Genomic DNA, 12,683 nt, shown 5'->3' with positions numbered 1-12,683 from the left:
CGAAGTCCATCGCGAAGCGACGCCGAAGGCGCCCTTGACTTTGGAGGGGCGGCCCCGTACGCAAGCGCCACCCCACCACCCGAACACCCCTCTTGCCCCATCGGAATAGCACCTCACGAAAAACACCCGAACACCATCCCGAGGACTACTCGAACACTCCTCCGCCTACCGCCCAACGCCCGAACAGTTTCATGCCGCCCTTTCGCCCCACCCCGATGCCGATGCCGATGCGGGTCACCTCCCGCCGCCGACCCGAGGCCCCAGCCACGGCCCAACTACCAGCGCACACACCAACCCCGAGGACCGTCGCTCCTGGCAAGTCCCAGAGCCATGCAGCCCCCAACGATGCCCGGCCCCGGCGCGCGTTATTCAGTCGCTCTCGGCCGGACGGGCTGTCTATGGTCGATCGGATGTTGAGCGACGCGCAGATTGACGAGTTCGTGGAGCGGGGCTACCTCGTGGTCCCGCAGGTGGTGACGGGTGACGTCCTGGACTCGGCAGTGCAGCGGATCAACGAGATCACCGCTGCGGCACCACCCGCCGCCGACAAGCGCGGGGCCCACTTCTATTTTCTCGACACCGAGGGCGAGCCGGCCCTGATCGCGCCTCTCACCGGCAGCTCCGCCTTCGGCTTCGCCGAGGAGCTGGTGGGCCACGGCACCCTAGAGCTTCCCGGGCAGGTGCAGATCTCGTTGAACATCCCGCCGTACTCGCACCGCCCCGGCGCCCCTCACATCGACGCCGCCAATGCCGAGCCGGCCGGCGGGCCCGTCCGCGGCACCTTCACCATGCTTGCCGGGATCCTGATGACCGACCAGCTCGGCGAGAACTCCGGCAATCTGTGGGTCTGGCCGGGCACGCATCTGAAGCACGCCGAGTACTTCCGCCGGCACGGCCCGCGAATGTTCTGCGCGTACCCGAAGATCGACCTTCCGGAGCCCGTGCAGATCACAGGGCGCGCCGGAGATCTACTGCTCGCACATTATCTCCTTGGCCATAATATCGGCGGCAACTACGAATCCGACCGGACACGGCGCGCGCTCTATTTCCGGCTCAGCAGTGTCGGGCACGCGAACCGTCGAGAAGAGTTCCTTCAGGACGTCTGGCTGGACTACGAGCCGATCTCTTAGGCGACTTTCCGAGTCGAGCATGGGAGCTGGGACGGGTCAGCCCGAGATAGGCAGCAAAGCTCATGCCCAGGACGGCGGCGACGAGAATGAGTCCGGGCAGCACCCACGTGAGCGCGGAGCCTTTCTCAGCGCCGAGCAGCGCGTTGAAGTGGAGCAGGCTGGCGACGAAGACGGCGCCCAGTCCCGCACAAGCAGCCGGGTGATGAGGCTGTTCCAGGCGTTTCCGCTGCGGTGGTCGCACGCGGACCAGGCCACGACGGCCACCAAGGTCAGGGCACCGGGAGGATGGCGCCGAGCGCGCAAAGCTTGGCGAACCACTTGAAGAACGTTGAGGACGGGTTCCTTGCCGGAGGAGGCGAAGATCATCACGACGACCGCAGTGACCACAGTCCGGGCCAGCGATCCGATGTGTGGGGAGCCGTCCGGCGACGTGGGGCCGGCTCGGCGGACCGGGCAGGACGCCTTCGCGGCCAAGTGAGAAGAAGCACCGGTCACAGCGTTGCGAAAAGACCGAAGCGCCGCGAAGAAGCTGGTGCCAGTGCCCAGGAAGATCTGGGCGTGGTCGGCGAAAAGCCCCCGACGTGCTCTTCGGAGAGGGCCGAAGACGAGACCGGACCCGTCCTTCTGGCGCGTCTGATGATGCCGGACGTGCTGGTGCCGACGTTAATCGCCCAGGCTGTGAAGGCGTAGAACACGCCGATGACGGCCACGACGATGCAGGTGGCACGGCTGAGGATCCGGCGCAGGTCGCGGCATTCCTCACTGTAGAGGGCGGCAGCCTCAAACCCCGTGAAGCCAGCCTGGCGAGGCGGAAGGTGGCTCGGATGGCGCCGTGGTTCGCGTCGAGGCCGAAGACCAGGACGGTGAGGAGTTCGACAGCGAATAGCACGCCGAGGACGGCGACGTCGAGCAGCGCGACGTTTACCAGGGCAGGTCAAGGCCGGTCTCGGAGTTCACGAGGTCGGAGGCGTGAAGCCGAACCGCCCGTGCCGGTCGATCTGCATGGCGTTGTAGGAGATGAGCTTGATGAAGGCGGCGCCGACGCTGGCGACGCTTCCGAGCCCGTGGGTGATGTAACTGTGAAAGGGGCCGGCGTTGGTGATCGAACGGCCCATCGCGGCGTACCGCCGGTGAAGACGGCGAGGATCACGTACAGCAGCGGGATGCCGACTACGCCGGTGACGGTGAAGGAGGTCGGCAGCCCGCCGGCGGCGACGGTCACGGGAGCGAACGCCGCGACGACGAAGAACACGGTGTCGGGGGCGCCGATGCGGCGGCGTCCGGTGCCGGAGGACGAGGAGACACGACTTCAGGGATCGCCGCAGCTCCAGGGCCGGTGCGGGACTGCGGTGCCACGGATTGTTCGGGCAGGCATAAGTTCGCTCGCCATGAACGTACGGGCCCAAACGAGCGTTGACCAAGGGTAGATTCGCAGTCGGCCCGCACGGAGGCGCCGGGCCGCATCCGGGGAGGAACGCGCGTGACCGGCCATCACACATTGCAAGAGACCGAGCAGGCCGTCCAGCGGCGGCTCGGCGACGTGCCGCTGCGCCATGACGCGATGATGGCGGTCTCGAACATCTACCGCGCCGCCGCCGCGATCCGGCAGCACTTCGAGAGTTCGGTGCTGCGCGGCGCGGACCTCACCTGGACGGCGTTCGTCGTGCTGTGGGTCGTGTGGATCTGGGACGAGATGGAGACCCGGCACGTCGCCGAGGAGGCCGGGATCTCCAAGGGAACGCTGACCGGCGTGGTCAAGACCCTGGAGGGGCGCGGGCTGATCGAGCGCGGCTCGCACGCGACGGACGGACGCCTCGTCCTGCTGCGGCTGACCGACAAGGGCCAAGAGCTGATGCGCGGGCTGTTCCCGGCGTTCAACGCCGAGGAGGCGTTCGTGGTGGAACGGCTGAGCAGGGACGAGAACCGGGCGCTGGCTCAGACGCTGCGCTCGGTGGTCGAGCACTTGGAGGAAGAGGGCGACGCCCGGCGGGAGGCGCTGCGGGCCGAGTCGCCGTTCCCGCCGCGTCGCTCGGGTCGCCGCCCCCGCGTCTGACCCGCACACCCGCCCGGAGTGCGACATCACGCTGCGCGAGTCCCGCGAGTACGCGCTTCCGGCAACCAGGACCCCGCTCACCCCGTGGCCCGGTTAGCTGATGCAGCTGGGCGCGATCGCCTTGGTCACGACCCTGATCCGCCTCGCCGCCGTCCCTGTCCTCGCGCCGCGGCCCCGCTCGCGACCTAGGCATGCTCGACCTGCTGTCCGAGGGATGCCTGGGGTCCAGCCGGAGTCGCGACCAGTACGCGGCGCGATCCTGGACGAGCAACTCAAGGTTTTGAGACCTGCTCTGGCGCGGCTCGCCCGTCTCGTGCCGGGAAGGCACTTCGCGTTCGACAGCCGCTTCGAGCCTCGCGCCCACCGCCCGCGGATGTGGTTCGGCGGGCAGCATCTCGGACGGAGTTGGAGCACGACTGCGGGCCGGAACGGCGGTGACCGAAAGCCTCGGAGGCTCAGCGGTGCGGTTTGCAGGCCCCGTGAGACTCCCAGTCGCCGACGAACGCCATGGAGACGCCCCCTTCCGGGGCGGTCAGCTGCGCGTCGCGGGCGCCGCGGATCGGCAGTGGAGCCGTCCGCGCCCCCACGACGTCGCCCGGCGCGAGTTCGCCGGGGTGCCGCCTGCCAGCTCGTCGTTGACGTAGGTGTGCAGGTCTTGCCGGGGACGACGTGCTGGGCGTCTGACCGGTCGTGTGACCTGCCGCACTCCGGAGCGCTGTAAGAGTTCACCCCGATGCGTTGCGTAGCCGTGCCGTGACATGCTGTCGCCAAGAGGGCGTCAGGGGGATCCCTCAGAACAGGAAAGCGATCACATGCCGGACAACACCGAGCCCGGCCGCCCGGCCGCCCGGGACCTGGTCTCCGCACGGAACTGCAAGGCCCACCGGCTCGCCGCGTGGAGCCTCGCGGCGCTCGCCGCCCTGGCCGCGCTCGCCGCGGTCCTCGCCTCGACCGTCCCGCGCCGCCGGCGAGGCACCCGGCATCGCCCTTCCGAGCGGAGGTTCCCGCGCCCGGGTCCGCGCGGCGGCTGATCGTCCGGCGGCGAGCGTCCGGCTCAGGCGGCGGCCACGCGGGCGAGGTAGGCGTCGAGGAGGGCGGTGGTGCGGGCGATGGAGGCGGCCTCGGTGCGGCGCAGATCGGCCATGATCGCGGTGGGGTCGGCGCCCGCGGCGCGCATCTCGGCGTCGCCGCCGTGGGCCAGCCAGAGGCCGAACTCGGCGACGGTGATCTCGGGATGGAACTGCAGGCCCATCGCGCGGCCCAGCACGAACGCCTGCGAGCAGACCTCGCTTCGGGCGATCTCCACGGCGCCGGGCGGCAGGATCCAGCGGTCGTAGTGGAACTGGAACCAGGGGCCGGGGCCGACGAGCGACGGGTCGTCGGTGTCCACGTCCACCCAGCCCACCTCGGGACGCGGCGCGCGCTCGACGCGGCCGCCGAGGGCGGCGGCGAGGGCCTGGCCGCCGAAGCAGACGCCCAGCAGCGGGACGCCCGCCGCGTGCGCCTTGGCGAGCATGGCGAGTTCCGGGACGACCCAGGACGCGACGCCGGGATCGTTCACCGACCACGGCGCGCCCATGGGGACGATGAGGTCCCAGTCGAGGGGGTCGGGGTACTCCAGGCGCACGTCCGGCGTCAGGTACCGCTCGGCGGGCACGACCGCCAGTTCCTCGACGTCGTAGCCGCGCGCGGCGAGCCGGTCGGTGACCGGGCCGGCGGGCGAGACGTGGTCGTGCTGGATGAGCAGGGCGCGCACCGGCACCTCCTTCCCCGCGAATCGTACGAATCCGAATGAAATGGGGTCAACGGGACGGCCGGTAGCGGGCCTGCCGCGCCGCGGCGGTGCCCGGGGCCAGACCGGTCAACTCCCGTCCGATCGCGGCGGCGGCGCGGCGGCAGAACTCCTCCGGCTCGTCGGCGGCGTCGGGGCGCTCGTCGACCACGGCGTCGACCAGGCCGTCCCGCAGCAGGTCGGCGGACCGGACGCCCTGCGACGCGGCCATCTCCGCGGCCCGCGACGGCGTCCGGTGCACGATCAGCGAGGCGCCCTCGGGCGGCAGCGGCGCGAGCCAGCCGTGCCGGGCCGCGAGCACCCGGTCGGCGGGCAGCAGCGCCAGCGCGGCGCCGCCCGTCCCCTCGCCCATCAGCAGGCACAGCGTCGGCGCCGCGAGGGTGACCAGGTCGGCGAGGCAGCGGGCGATCTCCCCCGCGAGCCCGCCCTCCTCCGCCTCCGCGGACAGCGCCGCGCCCGGCGTGTCCACCACGGTGACCAGCGGGAGCCCGAGTTCGGCGGCCAGCCCCATGCCGCGCCGCGCCACGCGCAGGCCGTCCGGGCCGAGCGGGTGCCCGGCGCGCTGGCCGTGCCGGTCCTGCCCGACGAGCACGCACGGCGCATCGCCGAACCGGGCCAGCGCGAGCGTCAGTCCCCGTCCGGCCTCGCCCTGCCCGGTGCCCGACAGCGGCGTGACGTCCGCGGCGCCGTACCGGAGCAGTTCCCGCACGCCGGGACGGTCCGGGCGGCGGGACCGTTCGATCGACTCCCAGGCATCGTCGCCGGCGGGCGCGCCACCCGGCGCCGCCGCGGCGTCCCGAGGCGGGCGTCCGGGCCGGGCGGACGGCGCGCACAGCACGGACAGCGCGCGCGACGCCACCTCCGCCAGATCGTCCAAGCCCACGACGGCGTCCACGAGCCCCTTGGCCGCCAGGTTCTCGGCGACCTGGACGCCGGGCGGGAACGGCTCCCCGTATAGGCCCTCGTAGACGCGCGGCCCCAGGAACCCGATCAGCGCGCCGGGCTCGGCGGCCGTCACGTGCCCGAGCGACCCCCACGACGCGAACACCCCGCCCGTCGTGGGATGCCGCAGGTAGACGAGGTAGGGCAGCCCGGCGGCGCGGTGCGCCATGACAGCGGCGGTGATGCGGGCCATCTGGACGAACGCGGCGGTCCCCTCCTGCATCCGCGTCCCGCCCGAGGACGGCGCGGCGAGCAGCGGCAGGCGCTCGGCGGTGGCGCGCTCGACGGCGGCGACGATCCGGTCCGCGGTGGCGGCCCCGATCGACCCGGCCAGGAACCGGAACTCCGACACGACGAACGCGACCCGCCGGCCGCGCAGCAGCCCCTCGCCGGTCAGGACCGCCTCGTCGGTGCCGGCGCGCTCGCGGGCGGCGGCGAGGTCGTCCCCGTACGGGGTGCCGGGGGCGGGCTGCCCGGCGGGCGGATCGTCCCAGGACGTCCAGCCGTCCTCGTCCAGCACGCGCCGCAGCAGTTCCCGAGCGCCGACCCGTTCCGTCACCGCACCTCCTCCGGCCTTCCTGGACGATGACCGCCTTCCCAGAATGATGACCGCGAGCGCGGCCGGACGGTCACCCGGGGGGGGACACTGGGATCGCCCACAGTTCAGCGAAGGGAAACGCCGTTGCCTTCGGAACGCGACGAGATCTGCTTCTCCTCCGCCCGCGACCTCGCCCGCCGCGTCCGCGACCGCGACCTGTCCGCGCGGGAAGTCGTGCAGGCGCACCTCGACCAGATCGAACGGACGAACCCGCACGTCAACGCGGTCGTCACGCTCGTCCCCGAACGGGCGATGGAGGAGGCCCGCGCCGCCGACGAGCGGCTCGCGTCCGGCGCGGAGCCGGGGCCGCTGCACGGGCTGCCCGTCGCGCACAAGGACACCCACGCCACCGCCGGGATCCGCACCACGTCCGGGTCGCCGATCTTCGCCGACCACGTCCCGGACGCCGACGAACTGGTCGTCGAGCGGATGCGAGCGGCGGGCGTCATCACGCTCGGCAAGACGAACGTGCCGGAGTTCGCCGCCGGGTCGCACACCTTCAACCCGCTGTTCGGGCTGACCCGCAACCCCTACGACCCGTCGCGGTCGGCGGGCGGCAGCAGCGGCGGCGCGGCGGCCGCGCTGGCGTGCGGGATGCACCCGCTCGCCGACGGCAGCGACATGGGCGGCTCGCTGCGCAACCCGGCGTCGTTCTGCAACGTGGTCGGGTTCCGGCCGTCGCCCGGCCGGGTGCCGTCGTGGCCGGTCCCGGCGGGCTGGTCGACCATGGGCGTGCAGGGGCCGATGGCGCGGTCGGTCGCGGACGCGGCGCTCCTGCTGTCGGTGCTCGCCGGCCCCGACCCGCGCAGCCCCATCGCCCTGGAGACGCCCGGCTCCGCGTTCGACGTCCCCCTCGACCGGGACATGTCCAGCGTGCGGCTGGCATGGGCGCCCGACCTCGGCGGCGCGGTCCCGGTCGACCCCGCCGTCACCGCCGTCCTCGAACCGGCCGTGAAGGTCCTCACCGATCTCGGCTGCGTCGTGGAGGAGGCGTGCCCCGACCTGACCGGCGCCGACGAGGTGTTCCGCACGCTGCGCGCCTGGCACTGGGACATCGTCCTCGGCCCGCTGCTGGACGAGCGCCGCGCCGACTTCAAGGCGTCCCTCGCCCGCAACATCGAGGAGGGCCGCGCCCTCACCGCCGCCGACGTCGGGCGCGCCGAGGTGCTGCACACCGCGCTGTTCCACCGCGTCCGGGAGTTCTTCGGCCGCTACGACGCGCTGCTGGCGCCGGTCAGCCAGGTGCCGCCGTTCGACGCGGACCTGGAGTATCCGGACGAGGTCGCCGGGCACGCCATGCCCGACTACCTGGAGTGGATGCGGTCGTGCTTCCTGGTGTCGGCGACCGGCTCGCCCGCGCTGTCGGTGCCCGCGGGGTTCACCTCCGGCGGCCTGCCCGTCGGGCTCCAGATCGTCGGGCCGCATCGCGCCGACCTCGCCGTCCTGCGGATCGGGCACGCGTTCGAGCAGGCCACCGGGCACGCCCGCCGCCGCCCCGCCCTCGTCTGAGCGCGCGCCGGCCTCGTCTGAGCGCGCCTCGCCCTCGCCTGAGCGCGCCGGGCCGCTAGTCGTCGTCCTCCGCGGGGATGCGCAGGACGAACCGGGCGCCGCCGTCGCCGTCGGCGGCCACCAGCGTCCCGCCGTGCGCGCGGGCGATGTCGCGGGAGATGGTCAGGCCGAGGCCGGTGCCGCCCTTGTCGCGGCGCCGTCCCTCGGCCAGCCGTTGGAACCGCCAGAAGATCCGCTCCCGGTCCTCGGGCGGGATGCCCGATCCGTCGTCGCGCACCTCCAGCACCGCGTCCGGGCCGTCCCGCGCCGCGGTGACCCAGATCCGCGACCGGGTGTGCCGCTCGGCGTTGTCCAGCAGGTTCGTCAGCAGCCTGGCCAGCTGCTCCGGCGTCGCCCGGACCGTGATCCCCTCCGCCGCGTCGATCTCCACCGGGACGCGCCGGTCCCGCCGCGCCGCCTCGGTCCGCACCAGCGCGCCGAAGTCGACCCGCTCCCGTTCGACGTGCACGCCCGCGCCCAGCTTCGCCAGGATCAGCAGGTCGGTGACGATGCCCTGCAACCGGTCGGCGTCCGCCAGCGCCGCCCGCGCGACCGCCGGCCAGTCCTCGTCCTCCGGGTGCTGCAGCGCCAGCTCCAGCTGCGTCCGCAGCCCGGTCAGCGGGCTGCGCAGCTCGTGCGAGACGTCCCCGACGAACCCGCGCTGCCGCTCCATGACGCCCTCCAGCCGGTGCAGCGTCAGGTTCACCGACTGCGCCAGCTCCGACACCTCGTCGGCCGCCTCCGGGACGGAGACCCGGCCGGGCTCGCCGCCGGTGATGTGCGCCAGCTGGTCGCTCATCTCCCGCACCGGCCGCAGCGCCCGCCGCACCGCTGCCGCCACGATCCACGCCACCAGCGCGGTCCCGACCAGCACCGCCCCCGCGAGCAGCCCGATGAACGCGCCCCTGTTGCTGGTGAACGGCGTCAGCGGGGCTCCCGCGTACACGGTCCGCCAGCCGAACGACGTCGCCACCCGTTCTCCGACCACGTAGACGTCCGTCTGGAAGCGCGGCGAGCGGATGACGTGGTCCTCGAGACGGCCCGGGATCCTGGGGGGCGGCACCTTCGGCGGGGGACGGCCGCGCAGCGCCTCGCTGGAGGCGAGCACGCGCCCCTGGTCGTCCACCACCTGCAGCAGCGGGAAACCGGCGTCCCGCACCGGCAGCACCCCGTGCGGGTCGGTCTCGCGGACCAGCGTGACCAGGTCGCCGACCACGAGGGCACCGCGCCCGTGCAGGCCGCGGTACACGGTCCGCTGGACGGCCGTGTAGAAGACCACGACACCGGCGACGAGCACGATCGCGACCATCAGGGTCGCGGCGGCGGTGATCCGGGCCCGCACCGACCAGTAGGAGGGCGACAGCCTCTTCCCGAGAACCCGCACCCCGGCGCTCTCCCCCTCCCGTCACGCGGACGCCGGCGCCGCGCCGCGTCCCAGCGCCCGGGAGGAGTGCGCAGAACTGGTTGTTACCGGACCATTGCCCGGTGAAACCTCGCGCCGCGCGGGTGGCCGATGCCCGCACGGACGGCGCCTCCCACCCCTGGGGTGCCGCCCGCGCGGGCATCGCCTTCGGTGCCGCCAGCTCGCCCTCCGCCCGCGCGCCGAGGAGGATTTCCGACGGGATCGGGCTCGCTGTCGAACGAGTCCTACTCTGCCCGTCCCCTGTGGACTGGACGCTACATCGGCGTGACGATCACGTTTCCAGTTCTTCCTGGGGGAACGGGCCATATTCTGCCGATGAATGGGGATGGGTGGACGCAGGAGACGCAAGGGAGTCGGGAACACCGCCATGGACGGAGACATTCGGCCGCTCGAGCCTGCCGACCCGCGCACGGTCGGCGGGCTCACGCTGCTGGGCCGGCTCGGCTCGGGCGGCATGGGCACCGTGTATCTCGGCACCGACCCGGTGTCCGGCGGGCGCGTCGCGGTGAAGACCATCCATCCGCACCTCGCCGGGGACGAGTCGTACCGGCGGCGGTTCAAGGACGAGGCGGACCTGGCGAGCCGGGTCGCGTCCTTCTGCACGGCGCGGGTCCTCGCGCACGGTGAGGACGACGGCCGGCCCTACCTCGTCACCGACTACGTCGGCGGCATCTCGCTGCACCAGCGGCTCAGCTCGGGCGGGCCGCTGCCGCCCGCGGACCTGCACGGCGTGGCGGTCGGCGTCGCCTCGGCGCTGGCCGCGATCCACGCGGCGGGACTGGTGCACCGCGACCTCAAGCCCGCCAACGTGATGCTGACGCTGTCGGGCTGCCGCGTCATCGACTTCGGGATCGCGCGCAGCCAGGACTCCGGCGGCGTCACCGCGGCGACCGGCAAGGTGCTCGGCACGCCCGGCTGGATGGCGCCGGAGGTGCTGCGCGGCGGCCCGGCGACCCCGGCCGCCGACATCTTCGCGTGGGGCTGCCTGATCGCGCACGCCGGCACCGGCCGGATGCCGTTCGGCGGCGACCCGGCGGCGCTGCGGGTCACCGACGCCGCGCCCGACCTGTCCGGGCTGCCGGAGCCGCTGCTGCCGGCCGTCCGGGCGGCGCTGTCGCACGACCCGGCGGACCGGCCGAGCGCCTCGGACCTGCTGCTGAGGCTGGTGGAGCAGCCGCAGGCGGGCGACTGGCCGGCGGCGCCGCCGAACGGGGCGCCCGCCGCGGTGCCGTCTTCGCCGCCCGACGGGGTGCGGGGGCCGCGGCCCAAGACGACGCCGCCCGACGGGGCGACGGGGAAGGCGTCGCACCCGTCCGTGGCGTCGGACGCCGCGTCCACCGACACGCGGGCGTTCAACCCGATGGGCATCGCGGGCACGCTGTCCATCAACCGCGCCCGGGTGCTCGCCGCGGCCGGGGCCGCCGCGGGGACCGTCCTGGTCGGCGCGGTCATCCTCGGGCTGACGCAGGCGAAAGGGGATCCGCACGGGCACGCCTCGACGCCGGTGAGGCCGACGGCGTCCGCGCACGCCACGAAGAAGGCGCGGACGACCGCGCCCCGGCCGACCAAGCGGGCGACGGTGCGGGTGCACTCGCCGAAGCAGGCGCCGAAACAGGTCCCGAAGAACAAGGCCAAGCACGCGAAGGGCAAGGGGAAGGGCAAGCGGCACTGACCCGCCCGCGCCGGACCCGCACTGTGCCGGCGCGACCGCCCCGCGGTCGCACTGTGCTCGCTTCGCCTAGGTGCGCCAGATGAGGACGAGGGCGCAGTCGTCGTCGCGGGCCGCCGCCATCCTCTCCACCAGTTCGCGGGCGCCGGTGCCGAAACCCTGCGGGACGAGCCGTTCGGCCTCGCCCAGCAGCCGGTCGATCCCGGCGTCCAGGTCGCTGCCGGGCGACTCGACCAGGCCGTCGGTGTAGAGCATCAGTGCGTCGCCGGGCCGGAGCGTCCCGTGGTCGGGGACGCAGTGCAACTCGGGCACGATGCCGAGGACAACGCCCTTGGCCGGGCTGACCTGCCACGCGCCGCTGCCCGCGTCGAACTGGACGGCGGGCGGGTGCCCGGCCGAGCCGACCGTGTACTCCCCGGTCTTCAGGTCGACGACGACGTGCACCGCCGTGACGAATCCCTCGTCCCAGCGCTGCTTCTGGAGGTAGACGTTGCAGGCGGGAAGGAACCGGTCGGGTTGGAGCGATCCAAGCAATCCCCCGAAAGCACCCGACAGCATCAGCGCCCGGGTGCCGGCGTCCGTGCCCTTCCCCGACACGTCGACCAGCGCGACCTCCAGCGTGTCGCCCTCCAGCGACGAGACCACGAAGTCCCCGCCGAAGGACGAGCCGCCCGCCTGGAGCATGACGACCTCCGCCGCCCAGCCGTCCGGCAGCTCGGGCATCTCGCCCTGGCGGCGCAGCCGGTCGCGCAGCTCCAGCAGCATCGAGTCGCCGCGCAGCCCCTGCACGCCGAGCTGCTGGCGGGTGCGGGCGAGGGTCAGCGCGAGCACGGCGGTGATCGACAGCGTCGCGACGATGCCCGGGCCGATCGCCTCGACGCCCCGCCACGCGTCGTAGCACACCATCGCGATGACGACCGCCAGCAGCGCGAGGAGGCTGCGGACCTTCAGCAGCAGGCCGCCGCCCAGGACGATGAGCACCAGGGCGCCGGACGGCGCCAGCCCCCGGGCGTCGTGCCCCGTCGCGATCCCGATGGCGATCGCCGCCACGGCCAGCACCGCGAAGACGTACCGCTCCCTGGTCAGCTTCCCCTGCCGCATCGCCCGGTACAGGGCGACCAGCGGCGGGATCCTGCGCAGGAAGGCGCGGATCCGCGGCGGAAGCATCTGCACCAGTCGTTGAAGCATGACTCGGGCACTGTATCGAGCATTCGCGACGGCGGGCGGGCATCCGGGCCACCGGTGACGTGTTGCAACGGTCCAGCTGCGTTCTCTGTGGGTAAGACCACGTTCGAGCCGGAGTTCGGAAACGCGAAGGAGGCGGCATATGGGGCAGCCGGGAATGCGCATCACCGTGACCGCGGCGATGCGGGCGCGGGACGTCTCGCGCCCATGGCCCGACGGCGCCGAGGCGTCACCGCCGGGCGCCGACCCCGGCGAGGCCCCGCGCGCCGAGCCGGCCAGGCGGTCCCGGGCCGCGAAGAACGAGCGGGGGGGGGGCGGCGCGCGGGGGCGGGCCGGGGAGGGG

At 73.3% G+C, this 12,683-nt stretch carries 11 protein-coding genes; 6 read left to right on the top strand and 5 right to left on the bottom strand.

The features are described 5' to 3' along the window. The first annotated feature begins 410 nt into the window (after positions 1-410). Complete coding sequence (locus ABZ914_RS34565) at positions 411-1,130, top strand: phytanoyl-CoA dioxygenase family protein (RefSeq protein ID WP_500198415.1); 720 nt, start codon at positions 411-413, stop codon at positions 1,128-1,130. A 953-nt stretch (positions 1,131-2,083) separates the two neighbouring features. Here ABZ914_RS34565 and ABZ914_RS34560 read toward each other — a convergent pair. Beyond that, positions 2,084-2,245 (bottom strand): hypothetical protein, encoded by a 162-nt coding sequence (locus ABZ914_RS34560; RefSeq protein WP_500198413.1) that lies wholly within the window; start codon positions 2,243-2,245, stop codon positions 2,084-2,086. A gap of 365 nt (positions 2,246-2,610) precedes the next feature. On the opposite strand from ABZ914_RS34560, the gene ABZ914_RS34555 reads away from it, so the two are divergent. Continuing rightward, a complete protein-coding gene (locus ABZ914_RS34555; RefSeq protein ID WP_500198411.1) occupies positions 2,611-3,183 on the top strand; it encodes a MarR family winged helix-turn-helix transcriptional regulator in 573 nt (190 codons plus the stop codon). Between the two features lie 812 nt (positions 3,184-3,995). Further along, positions 3,996-4,214: a hypothetical protein gene (locus ABZ914_RS34550; protein ID WP_433149854.1), complete on the top strand. Its 219-nt coding sequence runs from the start codon at positions 3,996-3,998 to the stop codon at positions 4,212-4,214. A 23-nt stretch (positions 4,215-4,237) separates the two neighbouring features. On the opposite strand, the gene ABZ914_RS34545 is transcribed toward ABZ914_RS34550, so the two are convergent. Both ABZ914_RS34545 and ABZ914_RS34540 read right to left on the bottom strand, forming a co-directional pair. Then, entirely contained in the window at positions 4,238-4,939 is a 702-nt protein-coding gene (locus tag ABZ914_RS34545; protein ID WP_500198410.1) for a type 1 glutamine amidotransferase, read from the bottom strand. A 46-nt stretch (positions 4,940-4,985) separates the two neighbouring features. After that, positions 4,986-6,476, bottom strand: a complete 1,491-nt coding sequence (locus tag ABZ914_RS34540) for a carboxyl transferase domain-containing protein (RefSeq protein WP_500198409.1) — start codon at positions 6,474-6,476, stop codon at positions 4,986-4,988. A 123-nt stretch (positions 6,477-6,599) separates the two neighbouring features. Between ABZ914_RS34540 and ABZ914_RS34535 the strand changes: the two genes are divergently transcribed. After that, positions 6,600-8,024, top strand: coding sequence for an amidase (locus ABZ914_RS34535; protein ID WP_500198407.1), 1,425 nt, complete (start codon positions 6,600-6,602; stop codon positions 8,022-8,024). A 55-nt stretch (positions 8,025-8,079) separates the two neighbouring features. On the opposite strand, the gene ABZ914_RS34530 is transcribed toward ABZ914_RS34535, so the two are convergent. Next, positions 8,080-9,447, bottom strand: coding sequence for a sensor histidine kinase (locus tag ABZ914_RS34530; protein ID WP_500198405.1), 1,368 nt, complete (start codon positions 9,445-9,447; stop codon positions 8,080-8,082). Between the two features lie 406 nt (positions 9,448-9,853). Here ABZ914_RS34530 and ABZ914_RS34525 point away from each other — a divergent pair, with 406 nt between their 5' ends. Further along, positions 9,854-11,158, top strand: a complete 1,305-nt coding sequence (locus ABZ914_RS34525; RefSeq protein ID WP_500198404.1) for a serine/threonine-protein kinase — start codon at positions 9,854-9,856, stop codon at positions 11,156-11,158. A 66-nt stretch (positions 11,159-11,224) separates the two neighbouring features. On the opposite strand, the gene ABZ914_RS34520 is transcribed toward ABZ914_RS34525, so the two are convergent. Beyond that, positions 11,225-12,343, bottom strand: coding sequence for a PP2C family protein-serine/threonine phosphatase (locus ABZ914_RS34520; protein WP_500198402.1), 1,119 nt, complete (start codon positions 12,341-12,343; stop codon positions 11,225-11,227). Between the two features lie 139 nt (positions 12,344-12,482). On the opposite strand from ABZ914_RS34520, the gene ABZ914_RS34515 reads away from it, so the two are divergent. After that, positions 12,483-12,683, top strand: a 201-nt coding sequence (locus ABZ914_RS34515) for a hypothetical protein (RefSeq protein WP_500198401.1), incomplete at its 3' end; no start/stop codon positions are given.

Origin of the sequence: Spirillospora sp. NPDC046719 (genome assembly GCF_040645715.1) — a bacterium.
Lineage (GTDB): Bacteria > Actinomycetota > Actinomycetes > Streptosporangiales > Streptosporangiaceae > Spirillospora.
Note: the sequence above shows the minus strand (reverse complement) of the source record. Positions and strands in the feature narration are given on the sequence as shown.

What these genes read in the sequence shown, in the direction of transcription:
- ABZ914_RS34565 (WP_500198415.1), top strand. Translation starts at nt 411, where the DNA reads ATGTTGAGCGACGCGCAGATTGACGAGTTCGTGGAGCGGGGCTACCTC.
- ABZ914_RS34560 (WP_500198413.1), bottom strand. Translation starts at nt 2,245, where the DNA reads ATGGGCCGTTCGATCACCAACGCCGGCCCCTTTCACAGTTACATCACC.
- ABZ914_RS34525 (WP_500198404.1), top strand. Translation starts at nt 9,854, where the DNA reads ATGGACGGAGACATTCGGCCGCTCGAGCCTGCCGACCCGCGCACGGTC.
- ABZ914_RS34550 (WP_433149854.1), top strand. Translation starts at nt 3,996, where the DNA reads ATGCCGGACAACACCGAGCCCGGCCGCCCGGCCGCCCGGGACCTGGTC.
- ABZ914_RS34520 (WP_500198402.1), bottom strand. Translation starts at nt 12,343, where the DNA reads ATGCTTCAACGACTGGTGCAGATGCTTCCGCCGCGGATCCGCGCCTTC.